This window comes from Desulfurococcus amylolyticus Z-533 (assembly GCF_000513855.1).
Taxonomy (GTDB): Archaea; Thermoproteota; Thermoprotei_A; order Sulfolobales; family Desulfurococcaceae; genus Desulfurococcus; species Desulfurococcus amylolyticus.
In genome coordinates this window covers 306,076-324,480 of the sequence record NZ_KI911318.1, presented here as the reverse complement: position 1 = coordinate 324,480, position 18,405 = coordinate 306,076, and the positions used below count along the sequence as shown (strand labels likewise).

Below are 18,405 nucleotides of genomic sequence, written 5' to 3'. Positions count from 1 at the left end.
GAGGGTGAAGTAGTATTGGTGGACCAGTATATGAGCTTCCTCGGCGAGGTAGATCCAGTCCGTGGCATTGTAAAAACTGAGAAAGAGGAGATCAGTGTTGAAGGGAAAATACTTGTGTTCAAGGGTAGCAGAGGCAGTACCGTTGGTTCTTACGTTATCTACGCTATGAAGCAATACGGTAGGTCACCACTTTGTATGTTGGTTAAGGAGGTGGAGCCAATACTGATCGCTGGATGTGTTATCGCTGAAATACCCTTACTAGTGGTAGAGGAGTATGATGACTTCGCAGGCACCCTTAAAAATAAAAACCACCGATATGTAAGATACACCCGCGGCTCAGGGATCCTTTATGCATGGTAAGGGATGCTTTATTGTGCTGGAGGGACTCGATGGAGCCGGGAAAACAACGGTAGCACGTAGGCTTGTAGAGGATCTATCCAGTAGAGGGATCCCGGCTTCATACACTTATGAGCCAACAGATTCCGAAATAGTTAGAGTCATCAAGTCTACTTATAACAATTTAAGGGACGCGTACATCGATGCATTAGCATTTGCTCTGGATAGATTAATACATGTGAAAAACTGGGTTAAACCCCTTCTGGATAAGGGTGTAACGGTTATTTCCGATAGATACTTCTATAGTAGTGTTGCATATCAATCAGCTAGTGGAGCACCGTTTGAATGGGTTATAGAGGTAAATAAGTTCGCCATGAAGCCTGATGTAGCAATCTACCTTGACATAGAGCCTGAAGAGGGTTTATCCAGGAAGTACATGCATACATCAAGGTTTCCAGAGTACGAGGAGAAGGAGTTCCTACAAAGGGTTAGGAGCATGTATCTGAGAATGGTGGAGATGGGTCTCTTAATATATATTGATGCATCGAAACCCCTTAGTGAAGTATATGGTAGGATATGGGATATAGTATATGGGAGACTGATCAGTATGAACAGCCGGGTTTATGATACTTAAGCTTCTTTACGGGGTATCCTGCTTCCTAGCAATAATCTTTAATCGTGCAACCCTTTCAAGTACTTCAAGCCATTTAATTATCTCAGTTGAATCGATATCCGGCTCACTTATCAATGAATCGATGGCTCTAATAGCCGTTGCCTCCACCTTTTCCAGTAACATTGAGAGTGTCGCCCTTGAATAAACTTCCTTAGCCTCTTCATCGGTTTTAACCACATGTATCCTACCATGCAGAGGGCACACCACTTCTCCGCTTTTCAGCTTAAATAATGGTAAGTTGCATCCCTCCACTGGGCATGTCTCGGCAAGCATTACAGCACCTGATTTGAGTAGTTCAGCCATGATTTTTATTGGATCCTGGCTGGACATGCCTTCACCTCTATTCTTAAGATTTATTTATTTAATGGTTTTTAACCAGTAGTAACGTTATGTATTAGGAGTAATCATACTGATTAAGGTGATGGAATTGAGCAGGGTACTTGATAATGAGGTTAAACTAAGAAACGCCATATACTTACTGATGAGTATAGTTAATGATACAGCCGTTCCAAGGAATATTAGGAGGGCTGCAACAGAGGCATTAAACTACCTCAGGGATGAAAGATATACACCTGGTGTTAGAGCAGCAAATGCTGTAGGGGTTCTAGACCAGGTTAGCCAGGATCCCAATATGCCTTTAAGTGCTAGAACAAAGGTATGGCAGGTAATAGCCATACTTGAAACAATACATGATTAAATTAATAAACTATAGATCTACCAATGCCCTAGTGAATACTTCATGCATCTTTGAATTCTTCGAAATACCACGTTATAAATGCGATGGCTTAATTGGCTTGAAAACAATGTGGAAACATACTCGGTTTCAATACTCTATTACAAAGGGTTCCCCGAATTTCCCAAGGCTTATTTTTTCACCGGGTTTATTGTTCACAGGTATCGCTCTAAGTGCTATAGGCTTCGATTTAACCAAGCCAAGGGAGTAGGTGTCCATTACTAACCTGGCTAGTTTTTCAATGCCTGATGGAACAATAATCATGTCTACTCCAGCAACACATGTCGATGCATAGCGTAGAAAATCCCTTGCCTTAATTAAGCCCATGCCCCCATATTTGATTAGTAATGAATCCTCGGCGTATGGTAGCATCACCTCGTTGAAGCCTATTGCTCTACGCGGATCATAGTGTTCCTGTATAAGGTTGTTGACTACGTGCAAAATATAGTTGGCACCGGGCTCTAGGAGGCTGTAACCCAGCGACTCCAGTATTTTAACAACACTCTTCTCCATCCAGGGAGATAGGCTGTAATCTATTGAAACAGGGTAGCCGATATTATTCTCTATTACCTGGGCTATATTATTGAATAACCTGAATGCGTTGCGAATAGAGTTGGAGAGTGATGAGATATTATTAGTTTCCAGCATATCTGGGTAGAGAAAGGATAAGCCTATACTCCTAACACCCCTGCTGGATGAGTCAGGGAAATAAGGAGTATGAAATGACTCATTATGGAAACCTATGGCTATCCTCGTAGCGTTTAAGGGATCCTTCTCCGCTACACCATGTATAATTCTAGAGAAATGCCTTGCATCATCAATCGTGAAATCCCCCAGAGATGGCAGAACTGGAATGTAAACCCCATTACTGGTTAAATATTCAGCATCCCTGACCCCTATCCTCCTTAAACTTACATAGCCCGCGCTGACTAGTATATCCTTATCACTAGCTATGTCGGGGAGCTTCACTAATTCATCCATGCTTAAGCTCTGCATTGAGATACGCTTTGTGAAAACCTCTAGGTTCAATTCCTTAGCTATCTCACTAATCCTGCCTAATACCTCTACACCGAGCTGGTATTCCTCCCTAATGTTACTGCTTTTACCAATGAAGAAAGTTGCAGCGCGAATAACTATTTTCTCCATAAATCCACCCTGCTATCTTTAAATACGTTCCTCCTATTTAAGAAAACGGTGTAAACAGGTGGGTAGTCATGGTGACTAGTCTTAAAGGTAGACACTTCCTAACGCTAGCCGAGTATAGTAGGGAAGAATTATTATTTATGATCAGGACAGCAATGCAGTTCAAGCAGAGGTATCTAGCTGGAGAGAGGATAATACCCCTGCTGGTGGGGCGTCACCTAGCGATGATTTTCGAGAAACCCAGTACTAGAACTAGGATCAGCTTTGAAACAGCCATGAAGGAGCTGGGAGGCGACGCTATATACTTGAGCGCCAGCGAGCTACAATTAGCCAGAGGCGAGACCATCGAGGACACTGCACGTGTTTTATCAAGGTATGTCGATGTGATAATGGCCCGCGTTTATGAACACTATAAGATCGAGAAGCTCGCACAGTACAGTAGGGTCCCAGTAATAAATGGGCTAAGTGATCTACATCACCCAGCCCAAGCACTAAGCGATGTCTTAACAATAATGGAGAAAAAAGGCGGGGATATCACTAGGCTGAAAATAGTTTTCGTTGGTGATGGAGGCGATAATGTCCTACATAGCCTGATGCTCGCCACAGGGATACTAGGCGGAAAGATAATCATTGCCTCGCCCAAAGGCTATGAGCCACATCCAAGTGTTGTAAAACTTTTCAATGAACATGCCTCACCGAATGGGGGCTCCTATGAGATAGAGAGAGATCCATTTAAAGCAGTTGAAAATGCTGACGTAGTATACACTGATGTATGGGTCAGCATGGGACAGGAAAAGGAGAAGGAGAAGAGGATAAAGGATCTAGAACCATACAGGGTCACAGTAGAGTTAATGAACCATGCAAAGCCAGACGCGATATTCATGCATTGTTTACCAGCTCATAGAGGAGAAGAAGTAGTCAACGAAGTCATTGATGGTAAATGGAGTGTTGTATGGGATCAAGCAGAAAACAGGAAGCACGCACAGAAAGCAATACTAGCCCTCCTAACTCCATAGAGATTATCCCATTAAGGTTTTTTACTACATTCTATCATACCGTTACTAGTCAGGACCATGATAGATGGGTGCTGTGAATGAGTGTTAATGAAGCCGTGTCTAATACTATTTACAAGGTATACGAGTACTTTATGCAACATCCAAGGGCAGCAAAAACCATTATGTATATTCTTCTAGCACTTATATTGGTGTATGGTGTATACGTGAGGTTTTCACCGTATTGGTTGAACGGCTTCGAATTCTTCGAATTTGATAGCTACATAGAGTATTGGCAAGCCAAGTACGTGTATGAGAATGGCTTACTCTCATGGTACACGCTTACCAGGGATAACCCTGCAACGCATATATTCTGGTATCCATGGGGTAGGGATATAATCTACACTAGCTACCCGTTTCTACCAATATGGACTGGTACAACGTATCATTTAGTGGAAGGCCTAGGGTTAACGCTGAAAGAGTGGGGAATACTGCAACCACTTATATTCGCCGCTATAGGTATAATCCTTGCATACATAACTGGTAGAGAGCTCTCAAATGGTAATAGAATAGCTGGTTTAATAGCAGCACTGCTTATAGCTATACTACCCGCTGCAACTGAGAGAACAGTTATAGGGTACATCGAGAAAGAAGGCGTTGCAATTGTCCCCTTACTACTCTACATCTATTTCTATAGTAAGTTGGCGAAGTCCATTAATAGGGATGAGTCGAGCCTGAGGAAGGCGTTATACACAGTCCTATCAGGGTTCTTCCTTGCAGTAGTAGGGTGGTTATGGGGTGGCTACGTCTTTATACTTGGTACAATGGTTGCATTCACCATACTATATCCGCTTCTAACTAGAAGCGGTGTCACAAGGGAATTTCTCATATATCAGGTGGGATTAATAGTGTTATCTATGGTCTTCGTGATGCCCTCGCCAGCTAACGCGTCAAACCTGGGGGTGTACCCGTTTAACCCACGGGAGCTTGGTACGGCATTATTATCCACCCTGATACTCCCCGTTATATACTATCTATTCAACACCGAGTACAAGAAGCTAGGGTTCAAAAAACCTCTTTTAACAAAGGGAAGATACTTTATTCTACTAGTATTGCTAGTTATTGGAGGAGCTGTGCTAATTACGCGTGGCTACATACCTATTGGCGGTAGGCTTGCATGGGCTCTTGGACTGAGATTTATACCGGCAACACCCCTTGTAGAAAGCATTGCTGAGCACCAGTCGCCGCTTTCAAGCTATAGTACCCTGGTAGGTATGCTGCATTCATGGGGGGTTTACCCTTGGCTATTCTACGCATCCCCATTGATCCTAAGCATAATAGGAGCTCTTTACTTCATCTACCGTGGGGAACCTGATAAATTATATGTATCCATAGCATTCTTGCTAGCATTCTACTCGTATCTTAATGCAGCCTACATGATAGCTATAGCCGCTTATTTCGGTACATTGGTTATGGGAGTCTTCATCGGGAGGTTATTCGAATACATAATGCCAACATCCCAGGAGTTAATAGATAGAAGAAAAGGGCGTGTCAGATATAGGCAGACCCGGGGGTACCGGGTGATCGTGCTAGCTATACTAGTACTAGCCCTGATCAATATAGGGTACGCCGGTTACACGGACTACGCATCGAATACAAGCATGATCTACACGTTAAAGGCTGGTGTCTCGGGGCTCCCCTTCTACACTGATTCCTGGTATAAGGCTGTTGAATTAATGAGAAGCCTGCCCAATGATTCCCTTGTAATAGCATGGTGGGATTATGGATATGGTATATCCGTGGATGGTGGTAAAGCCAGTGTAGCAGATGGTTCAACACTCAATGAAACGCAAATAGGTATTATTGGCTTAATAATGTCATCCATTAATACCAGTACTTCCTTCGAGCTCGCTGGGCTCTTTAACCCTCCATTAAACAACACGTATTTAATGGCTATAGATTCATTCATTGTATCAAGCGATAACACCAGTGTAACCATATGGCCGATAATGACTGGAGGCATGCCCGGCACCGTTGATATACCAAAGAGTATCTGGATGATAAGAATAGGGAACTCGACTGTTGATAGGCTAAGGGCGCTGGGGATAAATATATCATATGTGGATACCACGCGGTTCATCTACGTATATAACTTCCAGGATACCTCGATAATTTCACCGGTATTTGACTCGCCTAACACACTTCCATTACTCTACAAGATGCTGATGGATGGAGTAATGTACTGGGCTGAGTTAAACAATAAGTCCTATACATTTAAATGGTTCACGGGGTCCCAGGGACTCCTTGATTCGTCAACAGCATCAAGGATCAAGGAGGTCACCGGTTTAGATGTCAAATACTATATTCAGGCACGATCTATTTCATCAATAAACACCAGACCCCTAGCTAATGATACATATATTAAACCATTTAGGATAATAATGGAGCCATTCATTAATCCATGGACTGGTCAACCCGTAAGGATTTCAACACCTGATGGTGGCAATGGTATACTATATAGTATCATAGTGTTCTATCAATTAAACCCCGTATCCTGAAACCCTTTTTCTTTTAAAGCATTTACAAACCCATAATATGGTTAGGTAGCAAGGTGCTGACGAATGTTTAGGAGAAGCAGGGATCCTTTGAGAAAGGCCTTAGAGACGCTTTACCATGTAAGGCTGTTAAGAAATAAAATCGACATGTTGTACAATAGGGTTAGTGAGAGAAGAGACGTGCTCTTTGAGAAACTAACTGACCTAGAGTCCAAGGGCGAGAAATACCTTGCAAAACGATACGCCGAGGAAATAGCTAAGCTCGATAAATTGCTTGCAAGGCTTGCGGCCGTGCAGCTGATATTAGAGAAAATAGACCTAGCACTCCAGTATGCTATAAACATGAGGGAGTTCTCGGGGCTAGCTTCGGAGATAAATAACTTGGTTAAAGATATGTCAAAGATACCGGAGCTCAATATACCTGACTTAAACCTAGTATTCATCGAGCTACAAGCATCAGCTAGAGAACTGAGTGAGGCAAGTGAGGCGAATAGTGTTGTAGACATTAACTACTCTATCTCGGAGGGAAGCGATGTAAAAAGAATACTGGAAGAGGCCAGGGAAGTTATGAAGAAGAAACTTGAGAACGAGTTAACAGTTTAGGCATGCTTAAAAAGATGGACAACCACTATAATTGCAGAGTATATCTTCTCTCTTCTCTAACAGTAGCAAAGCGTATTTTAAACCGGTCCAGCGTATCAATCAAGTCCTTCGTAACCCTCTTCAAGAGCTCGCCTGGAACAACTACTATATATTCACTGTATTCCCTGTTGAGTAGGCTGGAGCCAATCGCGTATGCAAGCATCTTGTACTGGTCTGATAAAGGCGTACCTGGATCTATCACCCATACCCCAACCACCTCATCTCCCTTCTCAGCAACTATATCTGGCTGGAGCGGTTTAGCATACCTGTTCTCCGATGCATCATACCCCATTTTTTCTAGTTCACTAACTACTTCCTCAATTAAGTGTTTTCTAGCTGGAGAGACCTTCTTTATCCCAATATACTTCTCTAGCTCGCCATGTTCCTCAGGACTGTAAAGCGTATATCTTCCCCTATCAACCCTGTAGAGGAATAGTTTCTCGGGGTCCTTATATCTATCCTTACTACTACTGTTAACTGTGACAAGATCTATTTCGAAATCCAAGCTCATCTCAGACCTTGAGGGATCCTTCTCCCTTGCCTTATCAACAAGCTCCTTACGTGTAAAATATATCTTTCCAGCCCTATATAATTCCTCAGCCGACTCCTTTAAGAGTTGCCAATTAGGCTTCTTCTCGACGCCCGGTGATTCATGGTTTTCACTACTACTCAAGACACCCACCATTAGAGTGAGAGCCCTCATGAATTGTTTTTGTTTTTATATGTTTATAGTTGTTGATGTTGGTTTATATTGTTTGATGTTGTTCTTCTGCTATTATTATATTATTGTATAATTTTTGCCATGTAGATGTTTCATCTTCTCAAACCAGCCTCGACTCCTCATCCCAAGTGTTTCGAGAAGGCTACAGGATCCTCAAGTACCCGGAGCACGGGCTCACCGGAGACAGGAATAGGGTGACATGCATGAATCTATTCCTTAAATCCCTTAATTCAAGATGCACGGGGCTCCGTTGTGCCAGTGAACGCCCCTAAGCCGTATGTAAGCCCAAAGGGGATATAGGGGGAACAAGGATGAAGAGATGAAACAAGCTTATATAAACCTATACCTATATAAGACCTGAACCCCTTTTAATTACGGCTCCTTAAAAATTAATTTGCCTCGGTGTTTTTTATTATTTTATCAACTACCTCCATGATGGCTTTAGCAGCCTCGCCATGTGGATAGGCCAGTAAATAGGGTATCCCCTTATCCACGGCTTCATTTATTAAAGGATCTAACGGTATCATGCCAAGGAGCACCGTGCCATATTTACTTGCGAGATACTCGCCTGTGCTTTTACCTAGCAGGTTGAACACTGTACCACAGACAGGACACTTGAAGTAACTCATATTCTCCACTATACCCAGTAGCTTGACATTATTCTTCGCTGTGAAGTTAACTGCTTTAGCCACAATAGTTTCTGTCAACATATTCGGGGCTGTAACTATTATTGCCCCAGTCATACTGGGGAGGGATTGAACAAGTGTTATGGCTGCATCACCTGTACCAGGAGGCATGTCGATTACCAGGTAGTCTCCACTACCCCAGGCAACTTTACTCAGTAGCTCTGTAATGGCTCTGGATACAAGTGGGCCACGCCACACCACCGGTAAATCAGGTGAGTCGAGCATTAGGTTTATTGCAACAGCCTTCACACCTAGCGGTCCTTCGACGGGAAGTATATCACCGTCTTCATCTGCGTAGTGTCTCGCTCCCTGTATACCGAGCATCAATGGTATCGACGAGCCGTGCACATCGGCATCTAATATGGCTACTTTTCTCCCTCTTATAGCTAATCCAAGAGCTATGGATGAGGAGATAAATGTCTTACCTACCCCACCCTTACCGCTTAAAACAATTATTTTATACTTATATCCCTCCAGCCTCTTTTTGGCATCATCGATTAGCTTGAAGACTGGTGTGAATGGGACTCGTTTCTCCCCGCTACTACTCATTAACATGCACCATGGCAATCATTTATAACCATGTTATCTCACTATACTCTTAAATAGTTTAAGGGTGCGTAGAGTAAATGACCTGTAGTATAGCACCTGGCAAGATTATCTTATTCGGCGAGCACTTCGTTGTAGAAGGCTATCCAGCGATCGGCCTAGCTGTGGGGCTCTACGCTAGAACATGCGTTGAGGAAGGGGATTTAAAAATCTACTCTAGGCAACTGGGGCCAATAGATCCCTCCTCCAAGGAGGCGAAACCATATATGAGGATCATTGAGGAGGCAAGTATAAGATATGGTTGCAGAGACAGGTATAGGATATATATAGACTCCGAAATACCCGTTGGAGCTGGAATGGGTTCTTCAGCAGCTGTAAACGTCTCCCTAGCTCACTCCCTACTGGAAACATGTGGCGTGGAGTTCACTAAGGAGGATGTCAGTAGAATAGCCTACCTGGGGGAAATCATGGTCCATGGTAAGCCAAGTGGCGTAGATAACACGTTATCCACTTATGGTGGACTCGTATACTACAGGCAGGGCTTATTCAAGCGCCTTAACACATCTTTACCAGAGAATACAGCACTAATAGTAGCTGACACAGGTGTTAAAAGGGATACAGGCCTAGTGGTTAGAGAAGTATTAGAGAGATATAGGAGACTAGGAGGGCTTGGCAAGGCGATTTATGAAGTAGCTGGTAGACTAGTCGAAGAAGCAGCAGTAGCCATCGAGAAAGGCGATGTAAGTAGGCTGGGTGAATTAATGATCGTTAACCATGGATTACTCTTCGCGATGGGTGCCTCAGCCTGGATAAACGACTACCTTGTCTACAAAATGATTAACAATGGTGCTCAAGGAGCAAAGCTGAGTGGTGCTGGGAGGGGGGGTATAGTTATAGGGATAGCAAGACTGGAGAACACTGGTAAAATAATGGAGGCACTGAAGACCGAGAAGGTTAACGCATACCTGGTTAAACCGGATTATGAGGGTGTCCGCTCAATAAATACTAGGGTTTCCCCATGAAGCATTAAATAAAGCCGATGCCATTATTTAAATGAGAATGATGAATATAGTGGTCTATGAGACATGATTAGACTCCCATGGGCTGACCCCTATGATGGATGAGAATAAGCCGGGAAACGGGAAAATTCGGATACGCGTAACCCGTGAGATATTGGAGAAATTAAACTCTATTCTCCACGAGTTTCTCCCATCGATTTACAGCTATAACAATTTAATCAAGGGCGAGAAATACTATTTAAAACCAGTCCACATAGTCTCCAGGAAACTACCCTCCGGCTCAGCTGTGAAATACTATTACTATGGAAGATACTGGTATAAAATCGAGAAAAACAATAAAAGCATTAAATGGATCTACCTTGGTAAAGAAAAACCATCGCCAAACCTTCCCGACCCACCGGAGAATCCACTTGAGGGCCTCGTAGTAAAGAAGATTGATGATGGAAACATGGTGGAACTAGTAATCGCTAGCGAAGAATTATTTAGGAAACTATACGATAAGCTTTTCCAGCATTGAAACACTGTTTTCCCATTCTATCCAACCCATTATACAATCCTTACCGGCACATCCTTGATGCTGCATCTACAAGGAAGGGATCCCTATTAGCGGATGCTATTCTAAGTGGATCCCTTATCCTGGTTCAGTCAACTATAGCCAAAATTTATAACTGGACAATGATATAATATACAAATAAGCCTGGTTTTAGGAATACCGGTTATCATGGGGACCAAGTAATGATAGTAAATATAGATGTGGCTAGCAGAGTTCTCAACAGGATACTTCTTAAATATCTCTCGGTATCCAGGGGAAGTCTAATAGCTAGGATGGCCTTCGCCAATGAAGGAGAGCTGTTCAAATATCTGAAGGATACATGTAGAAATACTATATGTATAGCATTAATTCATGCTGGAAACGTGAACGGCGAGATATATGTTACGCAGGAAAATATAGTGGCCAGCTACCTCGAGGTTGGGGGAGAGCAATTGAATGGCGTCAACGCATTGAATAAGCTTAAAGAACTTAACAATGGGTATGTTGAAGTATATAGCTTTAACCCCCAGGTTATAAGCTATATACATAAACACATTGATACATTGATAAAGGAGGTAAGAAGCGAGGCTAAAACATCTGGCAAAATAATGACGTCTATGAATACTATTCTAAGATTAATAGACATCCCCTGCTACATCGATGAACTAGAATTCATGAATGGAGAGGAAATGATTTACGTCGATGCTGCATGTAACGATGAAGATCTTACATTATATATCATTCTTATATTACTCAGATTGCTCGACTCATACTCTATATCTCCCTCGGTGATCAATTATTCTGTAAGACTGAAAACCCTGGAGCAAGGAATTATAAAGGAGAAAATAATGAAAAAATATCTGGAAATCCCTGATGATACAACCAGGATGATATACCTTGAGCTACCAATGATTCTCGCATCAGTTGGCTCGCACCTCCTCAACATTGAAATAAAGAGGCAGCGTGGAAAGATCATCCTCAACATTGAGGCTACACCACCTATATTTACCATGGAACCCGACGAGCTAGCCTCGAGGATCTATAATGCTCTTAGCAGATACATCAGTAAACTCGAGGTCAACGTGGAATATACAGTGAAAACTCCCGTGGGTCCGGTGAAAACCAGGGGTAAAGCCCCCTAAAACCATCACATTGTTCACGACCCTCAACAATAAACTTTAATAATTATCCGGGGGAATTAATATTGTCTGTATTAAGGTGATTAGGATAAACCAATTTTGATGGATGATTAGGGTTGAACCAGGAATTAGCAGGCAGTATCACCGAGCTGGTTGTAGGGGTGGCACTTGCCTACTCACTGCTACTTTCCATAGGTTTAACAGGGTATATAGGTTATAAACCCCACAGAGCCAGCTTTAAGGCGAATAACTATGAACTAGTTATTGTTTCAAAAGCTAATGAAAAAGTACAGAGGAGCCTTATAGAGTCTATAAAATACCATGTGTCAAGGTTCGGGCATGTAACCCTTGTTGTTGACGAGGGGGCTCCACTACTTAATACCCTGCGTTATTTCAAAGGGGTGAAACTCATAGTCGTCCCATCAAACTATAGAAGGGATTTAATGGGGAAGGGAAGGGCCTTAAACTACTTCGTAGAACACTTTGTCTCCCCAGATAAATGGTATGTATTCATAGATGATGACAACCTTATTTTAGATGATTCATTCCTCTATGAGATACCTTATTACGAGGCAAATGGTTTTGTAGCAGGTAATGGAATCCTGCTTCCCAGGCCGGGTAAAAGTAAGATGGCTTATGCAATGGATTGGATCAGGTATATTGATGATCTAACCCTTTACAGATTCTTCACAGGCTTACTGGGAAAGCCCTTGATAGGGTTGCATGGTGAGCTCTTAATAGTTAAAGGCGCTGTTTTAAAGGAGATAGGCTTCAATAATAGATCCCTAACCGAGGATTTCAGGTTTGCGATAGAATTGGTCAAGAGAAAATATAAGACATGGCAGTCTAATACCAGGATCTCGATAAAGAGTCCAAATAGTATAAGGGATCTAATGATTCAACGTGGACGATGGTTCAAGGGCTTGATAAGCGATATAAAGTACTCGCCGACACCAATGAAGCTCATAGTTGGCTTTAGATCCTTTGCATGGGTTCTTAACTCAATTATCTCAATAATGTTCTTCCCGGTTCTAATATATCTAGGCCTAGTATGGTATATACTACCTGGAAGCCTCTATTATTTCGCATCATATACCTATGGAGTAATTAGAAGCAAAGAGCCATATCTATTTTTCCTCATACCATTATTCGGCTTCATAGAGGCTTCATCAAGGATTTATGGATTAATCGAGGTAAGTGATTTCATAGTAATAGATAAAAACTAGGACAATTATAGTAAAACCTATCTATAGGGTGGATAAAATGAGATATTATAGTCAAACATATAGATTCAGATATAATGATGCATGCTTATTCTTTGGTAGCGGTGTTCTCCGTGAGAAACTCGGAGAAAACGTGAAAAACCATAGAAAGGCATTACTCATCACCAGTAAAAATGCAGCAAAGGTTTCAGGAGCACTCGACACAGTGGTTGAAGCCTTGAAGAGAGAGAACATAGAATATTTCATTTATGATGGGGTCAAAGCGAATCCTTATACAAGTATGGCTGACGAAGCTGGTAGAATAGCTGCCGAGAACAGGGTTGACTTGGTAATAGCTATAGGTGGGGGCAGCGTAATAGATACTGCTAAATTCGCCTCGATAATTGCCACTACAGGCTTTAAGGCTGTAGAAATCCTGACAAATCCATCCCTGTCATCGAATGTCACGCGCTTACCACTGATAGCCGTGAACCTCACCCATGGAACAGGCAGCGAGATAGATAGATACGCCGTATTAACAATCGATGGAACCATTGAGAAAAGAGGGGTAGCCGTGAGATACCCGGATGTAAGTTTCGACGACCCGCTTTACAGCAGGACCCTCAGTAAGGATCAAACAATATATACAAGCCTGGATGCATTCTATCATTCATATGAGGCAGCTACATCAGCATTCTCCAACTTACTATCAATAACTCTCTCCAAGGAGGCTATAGAGATAATCGCGGAAACCCTGCCTAAAATACTTGGAGACCTAGATAACATAGAGTACAGGACCAAACTACTATATGCATCGATGATAGCCGGCATAGCTATCGATCAATCAATGACTCATTTAAACCATGCTCTTGAACACGCTTTCAGTGGATTACACCCGGAGCTACCCCATGGGGCAGGTCTCGCCATACTGGGACCCATGGTCGTATACTACACGCATAAAGCTGTCCCTGAGGTCTCAGCTCAACTATTAAAACCATTGGATCCGGGAATTAAACCGGTGAGTGAGGATGCCGAGAAGGCATATAAAGCCGTCAGAGACTTCCAGTCATCAGTAGGCCTCGATAAGAGGTTAAGTGATTATGGAATAGATAGGAGGGATGTTGAGAAAGCAATAGAGTTCGCCGTGAGAATGATCAACACGCGGTATACGTCTATACCATTTAAACCCAGTAGCGATGTCTTAAGAGATATAATTGAGAAATCCCTCTAATCTCCTGAGGCATCTAGATACCGTAGTTTTATCTTGCCTGCAAACGATGCCAATTTCTTCAGCATATATTCCCTCTCCTTATTCCCCGTTTTTAAATCGCTCAGCAGTTTGATGAAGAAATCTATTGTTTTATCAATATGCTCTACCTTAATAGGGTATGGTACACCGTCTTTACCTCCATGGGCATATGCATATATAAATGGATCCATGATACTCGTTGTGGGATCCCTAAGCGATGGCCTGTAGCCATATATAAGGTCAGCCACCAGTGCTAGAGCCCTTATGATCTCAGCACCAACACCCTGTATACGTAGTAATTCGTCAAACTCCCTTAAACCCCTCTCCTTTATCTCCTCAGCTATTTTCTCCATTAACCTAATATTAGATACTGGGCGATAGTATCTGGGACACTCCTTGATTAAATTCCGGTTTCCTGTTTTCCTAGTAATAGATCCACTACTACTCCATGAAAGAATAGAGTGTTCGCCCCGGAGGAGACGGTTAACTTCCCCAATATTTTGAAGCAGAGAATTAACCGGGGTTGATGCAACTATCTCAACAATCGCTCTCCGTGCATTTAGGCTGTCTGCATCAACGAGGTTGAGTGAGGGCTCCATCTTCACTGACGCTACACCGGAATGCGGGTCTCTGTTGGTCGTTAACGGGTGGCTACTGGTGAAGATATGGTAGCGTCTAGCTATCCCTAACTCCTCATTTAAGCCCTGCTGTATAACGAGTATTCCTCCCCTGGAATCGATGACCAAGCCATGAATATAGAGGCTGTAGCCATCTTGAAGGGCCACCCCATCTATTTTGGCAGCCATTCTACTGGTGTCAACAACGGTATTGTAGTCAACTACATCTCCCACTAACCATGCTTCTTCGACCACATTGTGTGAATCACGTCCCTTACCGCCCAAGACAGCTATCTCGTTATCTCTAAACATACTTGGTGGGAACATGTTTTTCAACACATATAAAACAATTGTGGTTGATCCACTGCTATCCCAATCCATACCGATGACATTGTTGAATGCCTGGAACCATAATGGGTCTGAGAGACGGGTTAATAATTCCCTCGGGCCATAGTATTCAACAATATATCTAGCTATTAATCCACCGAGCTTCTTCATTCTCTCAAGCAGAAACAATGGCACATGTCCATCATGCAGGGGTAGCTCAGCAAAGCCGCTTGACATCCTACCCACTTATCCCCATTATTAAATAGGTATAAACCATCCTTTAAACCATGATTATTAATCTAGGGTAGCAACGTCAAATGGTTTCACACCCTCATCCATTAAAGCCGGAGTTGATGTCTGCAATGCTGAATATACAGGTTAGAAAGCCATCTAGAATGCTGAGCGGTATAACAGTTGTAGCTGTTATGACGCATCCCCTACCCTGCCCAGGCGAATGCGTTTATTGCCCAGGTGGACTGGGATATAATGCCCCGAAAAGCTATTTTGGGAATGAACCAGCAGTGAGAAGGGCTAGGAGAAACCAGTTCCACCCGTTTAAACAGGTATACGAGAGGTTGAGGCAGTACGAGGCACTCGGCCATAATCCAAGTAAGTTAGAGGTAATAATCATGGGGGGCACCTTCCTAGCCCTCCCGGAATCCTATAAGAAATGGTTTATCGCAAACATATATGAAGCATGTAATACCTATCCCTATGGAAGCCCACCTTTAAGAGTCGACCTAGAGTCAGCTATCCTAAGAAACGAGACCAGCAGGTATAGAGTTGTAGGATTAACAATAGAGACAAGGCCTGATTATGGAAGAGAAAGACATGCAGATGAAATGCTGCACTATGGGGCTACAAAGGTCGAGCTAGGTGTTCAATCAATATATGATGATGTATTAGAAATAGTGAGGAGAGGGCATAGTGTAAAGGATACAATAGAGTCAACACGAATACTTAGAGATGCCGGCTTCAAAATATGCTACCACATAATGCTCGGTCTACCAGGTAGCAATCCTGACCGGGATCTAGAAATGGTTAAAGAACTATTCACCAATCCCGATTTTAGACCGGATATGCTGAAGATCTACCCCACCGAGGTAATAGAGGGAACAACCCTCTACACTTGGTGGAAAGAGGGAAAATATAAACCATACAGCGATGAAGACGTTATAGAATTAGTCAGCGAAATGTACCGTTACATACCTAAGTACGTTAGAGTAATGAGAATACGCAGGGATATCCCAGCAGATGAAGTGGCTGCTGGAACAAGATACGCTAATCTAAGAGAGATGATCGAAAAGAGTGCTATTGAGAAAGGCATAGAAATACAGGAGATAAGGTTTAGAGAGGCCGGGCTCCAAATGTATAAATACGGTAAAACCCCTGATCCCAGTAGAACCAATATAACCAGGCTGACATATGAGGCCGGTGGGGGTATCGAGGAATTCCTAGCCGTGGAGGACACGGCTTCAAATATATTAATAGGCTTCCTAAGAATGCGCGTGCCAAGCGAGAAAGCCCATAGATGGGAGATAGACAGAGATACTGCTATTATAAGAGAACTACATATCTATGGCCCTGAAACACCTGTAGGAGAGAAAGGTGTATGGTTCCAACACGTAGGGTGGGGTAGGAAATTAGTTGAGAAAGCCGAGGATATCGCCCTGAATAAATATGGGGTTAAGAAAATACTCGTGATAAGCGGTGTCGGCGCCAGGGAGTACTATAGGAGACTAGGGTATTTCCACCCACCGGAAAGCCCATACATGTTCAAATATCTTAAGTAAAAATATTAGACTACAGCGACTCCTTCACAGACTTCTTGAATATCTCTAACCCTGTTTTAGCTTCCTCCTCGCTTATCACTAATGGCGGGATAAGCCTTATCGAGGATTTCCCGCAGGGCAGTAGCACTAGTCCATTCCTCAGAGTCTTGGATACAATCTTGTTCCTAAGCGCTGGATAAGGAGTCTTAGAGCTTTTATCCCTAACTATTTCAACACCCCATGCTAACCCGATACCCCTTACATCCCCTACTTGTTCGACTTCGTGCTTCAACTCATTTAACTCATCCCTGAACAATGATTCGAGTCTTCCCACGTGTGGAAGTAGCCTCTCAACCACTTCCAGGGTTTTCAATGCTGCTATTGATGCAAGGGCATGACCACCGTAGGTGTTGCTATGTATCCCGGGTTGTTTAAAGTCGAGCTCGCTCCTGAATATAGTGGCACCTATCGGTACAACGCCACCGCTTAACGCCTTAGCCATTGATATGATGTCAGGGGTTATTCCAAAATGCTCTATAGCGAACATTTTACCGGTTCTTCCAACACCCATTTGCACCTCATCAATCGATATCAGTATCCCATACTTATCGGCCAATTTCTTCAACTCCATGAAGAACATTGGTGGAGGCACCACGTATCCACCTTCGCCCTGTATGGGTTCAACGAATATTGCGGCAACCTCATCGGGTGGTACGAGTTTATCAAGTATGTATTCTTCTATGAACTCTATAACTCTATTGACTAGTTCAGCAGGCTCCTCATAGCCGTCGATATGCCAGGGATTCCTATATGGATTAGGGTATGGTGCATGAAATACCCCGGGCATCCATGGGAATACCAGTTTCTTGTGAATGTTTTTACTAGCCGTTAATCCCAGGGATCCCATTGTCCGCCCGTGGAATCCACCAAAGAATGCTATGAAGAACTTTCTCCCAGTTGCCTGTCTAGCTATCTTTAAAGCAGCTTCATTAGCCTCTGTACCGCTATTCGAGAAGAACACCTTCCTAGGTATACCCCCAGGGGCTAGCTCGGCGAGTCTCTTAGCCAGCATGACCTGGTATGGGTTGAAGAAGTCTGTGCCGGCTCCATGGGCGAGCTTTTCTAACTGCTCTACAACAGCCTTCTTTACCTCTGGATGTGTTGGATAACCTAGGTTGTTCACTCCTATGGCGCTTGAGAAATCAAGGTACTTGTTTCCATCTACATCATATAACCATACACCCTCTCCTCTCTCGATTACCAGGGGTTGTTCTTCTGGGCTATGAGTTGTTGTTGCAACGTATTTGAAGTGTTCCTCTATCCAGTATCTAGACTTACTGCCTGGTGAGCCTGGCTCTACTCTTACCTCGGGCTTCAATAATTCGACACCTCTACATCCTATATATATCTACACATATAAATACATATGGCATAGACTATAAATACTATTCAACCGTTAAGCTCCATTGGAAACCGGGTAAAGTCATCTACATATGAAACCGGTCAGACGCACTCAAAGGA

General features: G+C 43.0%; 18 protein-coding genes. 12 read left to right on the top strand and 6 right to left on the bottom strand.

The annotated features are described in order from the left end of the window. Positions 1-18 precede the first annotated feature (18 nt). Complete coding sequence (locus SPHMEL_RS01830; protein ID WP_232216801.1) at positions 19-360, top strand: aconitase X swivel domain-containing protein; 342 nt, start codon at positions 19-21, stop codon at positions 358-360. Then, positions 350-970, top strand: coding sequence for a dTMP kinase (gene tmk, locus SPHMEL_RS01825; protein ID WP_042667041.1), 621 nt, complete (start codon positions 350-352; stop codon positions 968-970). The genes SPHMEL_RS01830 and tmk overlap by 11 nt, the downstream gene beginning before the upstream one ends. A gap of 6 nt (positions 971-976) precedes the next feature. On the opposite strand, the gene SPHMEL_RS01820 is transcribed toward tmk, so the two are convergent. After that, the gene (locus tag SPHMEL_RS01820) at positions 977-1,339 is read right to left on the bottom strand and encodes an Sjogren's syndrome/scleroderma autoantigen 1 family protein (RefSeq protein WP_042667040.1); all 363 of its coding nucleotides are present in this window, start codon (positions 1,337-1,339) and stop codon (positions 977-979) included. Between the two features lie 97 nt (positions 1,340-1,436). Here SPHMEL_RS01820 and SPHMEL_RS01815 point away from each other — a divergent pair, with 97 nt between their 5' ends. Next, entirely contained in the window at positions 1,437-1,706 is a 270-nt protein-coding gene (locus tag SPHMEL_RS01815; RefSeq protein WP_014767029.1) for a stationary phase-response protein, read from the top strand. A 126-nt stretch (positions 1,707-1,832) separates the two neighbouring features. On the opposite strand, the gene SPHMEL_RS01810 is transcribed toward SPHMEL_RS01815, so the two are convergent. After that, complete coding sequence (locus SPHMEL_RS01810; RefSeq protein ID WP_042667039.1) at positions 1,833-2,888, bottom strand: DUF711 family protein; 1,056 nt, start codon at positions 2,886-2,888, stop codon at positions 1,833-1,835. A gap of 68 nt (positions 2,889-2,956) precedes the next feature. Here SPHMEL_RS01810 and argF point away from each other — a divergent pair, with 68 nt between their 5' ends. The 3 genes from argF to SPHMEL_RS01795 all read left to right on the top strand — a co-directional run bounded on the left by argF (position 2,957) and on the right by SPHMEL_RS01795 (position 7,035). After that, entirely contained in the window at positions 2,957-3,901 is a 945-nt protein-coding gene (argF, locus tag SPHMEL_RS01805; RefSeq protein WP_012607808.1) for an ornithine carbamoyltransferase, read from the top strand. Positions 3,902-3,978: 77 nt separating this feature from the next. Beyond that, positions 3,979-6,435 (top strand): STT3 domain-containing protein, encoded by a 2,457-nt coding sequence (locus SPHMEL_RS01800; RefSeq protein WP_042667037.1) that lies wholly within the window; start codon positions 3,979-3,981, stop codon positions 6,433-6,435. Positions 6,436-6,498: 63 nt separating this feature from the next. Continuing rightward, on the top strand, positions 6,499-7,035 hold the full coding sequence (locus SPHMEL_RS01795; RefSeq protein ID WP_012607806.1) for a hypothetical protein: 537 nt from the start codon (positions 6,499-6,501) through the stop codon (positions 7,033-7,035). A gap of 25 nt (positions 7,036-7,060) precedes the next feature. On the opposite strand, the gene SPHMEL_RS01790 is transcribed toward SPHMEL_RS01795, so the two are convergent. Then, entirely contained in the window at positions 7,061-7,777 is a 717-nt protein-coding gene (locus tag SPHMEL_RS01790) for a DUF7669 domain-containing protein (RefSeq protein WP_198011706.1), read from the bottom strand. Between the two features lie 407 nt (positions 7,778-8,184). Further along, positions 8,185-9,036: an Mrp/NBP35 family ATP-binding protein gene (locus tag SPHMEL_RS01785; RefSeq protein ID WP_042667033.1), complete on the bottom strand. Its 852-nt coding sequence runs from the start codon at positions 9,034-9,036 to the stop codon at positions 8,185-8,187. A gap of 71 nt (positions 9,037-9,107) precedes the next feature. On the opposite strand from SPHMEL_RS01785, the gene mvk reads away from it, so the two are divergent. The 5 genes from mvk (at position 9,108) to SPHMEL_RS01760 (ending at position 14,150) form a co-directional block, all read left to right on the top strand. After that, complete coding sequence (gene mvk, locus SPHMEL_RS01780) at positions 9,108-10,049, top strand: mevalonate kinase (RefSeq protein WP_042667031.1); 942 nt, start codon at positions 9,108-9,110, stop codon at positions 10,047-10,049. A gap of 91 nt (positions 10,050-10,140) precedes the next feature. Then, positions 10,141-10,563, top strand: a complete 423-nt coding sequence (ubp, locus tag SPHMEL_RS01775) for a UBP family nucleoid-associated protein (protein WP_084322070.1) — start codon at positions 10,141-10,143, stop codon at positions 10,561-10,563. Positions 10,564-10,781: 218 nt separating this feature from the next. Continuing rightward, positions 10,782-11,720: a hypothetical protein gene (locus SPHMEL_RS01770; RefSeq protein WP_042667029.1), complete on the top strand. Its 939-nt coding sequence runs from the start codon at positions 10,782-10,784 to the stop codon at positions 11,718-11,720. A 113-nt stretch (positions 11,721-11,833) separates the two neighbouring features. Continuing rightward, on the top strand, positions 11,834-12,943 hold the full coding sequence (locus tag SPHMEL_RS01765) for a glycosyltransferase family 2 protein (RefSeq protein WP_012607799.1): 1,110 nt from the start codon (positions 11,834-11,836) through the stop codon (positions 12,941-12,943). A 37-nt stretch (positions 12,944-12,980) separates the two neighbouring features. After that, entirely contained in the window at positions 12,981-14,150 is a 1,170-nt protein-coding gene (locus SPHMEL_RS01760; protein ID WP_042667028.1) for an iron-containing alcohol dehydrogenase, read from the top strand. Here the strand turns inward: SPHMEL_RS01760 and SPHMEL_RS01755 are convergent. Then, positions 14,147-15,349 (bottom strand): DUF763 domain-containing protein, encoded by a 1,203-nt coding sequence (locus SPHMEL_RS01755; RefSeq protein WP_042667027.1) that lies wholly within the window; start codon positions 15,347-15,349, stop codon positions 14,147-14,149. The two genes, SPHMEL_RS01760 and SPHMEL_RS01755, sit on opposite strands and share 4 nt — an antisense overlap. An 80-nt stretch (positions 15,350-15,429) precedes the next feature. Here SPHMEL_RS01755 and SPHMEL_RS01750 point away from each other — a divergent pair, with 80 nt between their 5' ends. Then, positions 15,430-16,905, top strand: coding sequence for an elongator complex protein 3 (locus tag SPHMEL_RS01750; RefSeq protein ID WP_198011705.1), 1,476 nt, complete (start codon positions 15,430-15,432; stop codon positions 16,903-16,905). A gap of 10 nt (positions 16,906-16,915) precedes the next feature. Here the strand turns inward: SPHMEL_RS01750 and SPHMEL_RS01745 are convergent, their stop codons facing one another. Beyond that, positions 16,916-18,262 (bottom strand): acetyl ornithine aminotransferase family protein, encoded by a 1,347-nt coding sequence (locus SPHMEL_RS01745; RefSeq protein WP_042667026.1) that lies wholly within the window; start codon positions 18,260-18,262, stop codon positions 16,916-16,918. Between the last annotated feature and the right edge of the window lie 143 nt (positions 18,263-18,405).

Coding starts and splice junctions, on each gene's coding strand:
- tmk (WP_042667041.1), top strand. CDS start 350: ATGCATGGTAAGGGATGCTTTATTGTGCTGGAGGGACTCGATGGAGCC.
- SPHMEL_RS01820 (WP_042667040.1), bottom strand. CDS start 1,339: ATGTCCAGCCAGGATCCAATAAAAATCATGGCTGAACTACTCAAATCA.
- SPHMEL_RS01810 (WP_042667039.1), bottom strand. CDS start 2,888: ATGGAGAAAATAGTTATTCGCGCTGCAACTTTCTTCATTGGTAAAAGC.
- argF (WP_012607808.1), top strand. CDS start 2,957: ATGGTGACTAGTCTTAAAGGTAGACACTTCCTAACGCTAGCCGAGTAT.
- SPHMEL_RS01800 (WP_042667037.1), top strand. CDS start 3,979: ATGAGTGTTAATGAAGCCGTGTCTAATACTATTTACAAGGTATACGAG.
- SPHMEL_RS01795 (WP_012607806.1), top strand. CDS start 6,499: ATGTTTAGGAGAAGCAGGGATCCTTTGAGAAAGGCCTTAGAGACGCTT.
- SPHMEL_RS01790 (WP_198011706.1), bottom strand. CDS start 7,777: ATGAGGGCTCTCACTCTAATGGTGGGTGTCTTGAGTAGTAGTGAAAAC.
- SPHMEL_RS01785 (WP_042667033.1), bottom strand. CDS start 9,036: ATGTTAATGAGTAGTAGCGGGGAGAAACGAGTCCCATTCACACCAGTC.
- mvk (WP_042667031.1), top strand. CDS start 9,108: ATGACCTGTAGTATAGCACCTGGCAAGATTATCTTATTCGGCGAGCAC.
- ubp (WP_084322070.1), top strand. CDS start 10,141: ATGATGGATGAGAATAAGCCGGGAAACGGGAAAATTCGGATACGCGTA.
- SPHMEL_RS01770 (WP_042667029.1), top strand. CDS start 10,782: ATGATAGTAAATATAGATGTGGCTAGCAGAGTTCTCAACAGGATACTT.
- SPHMEL_RS01760 (WP_042667028.1), top strand. CDS start 12,981: ATGAGATATTATAGTCAAACATATAGATTCAGATATAATGATGCATGC.
- SPHMEL_RS01755 (WP_042667027.1), bottom strand. CDS start 15,349: ATGTCAAGCGGCTTTGCTGAGCTACCCCTGCATGATGGACATGTGCCA.
- SPHMEL_RS01750 (WP_198011705.1), top strand. CDS start 15,430: ATGGTTTCACACCCTCATCCATTAAAGCCGGAGTTGATGTCTGCAATG.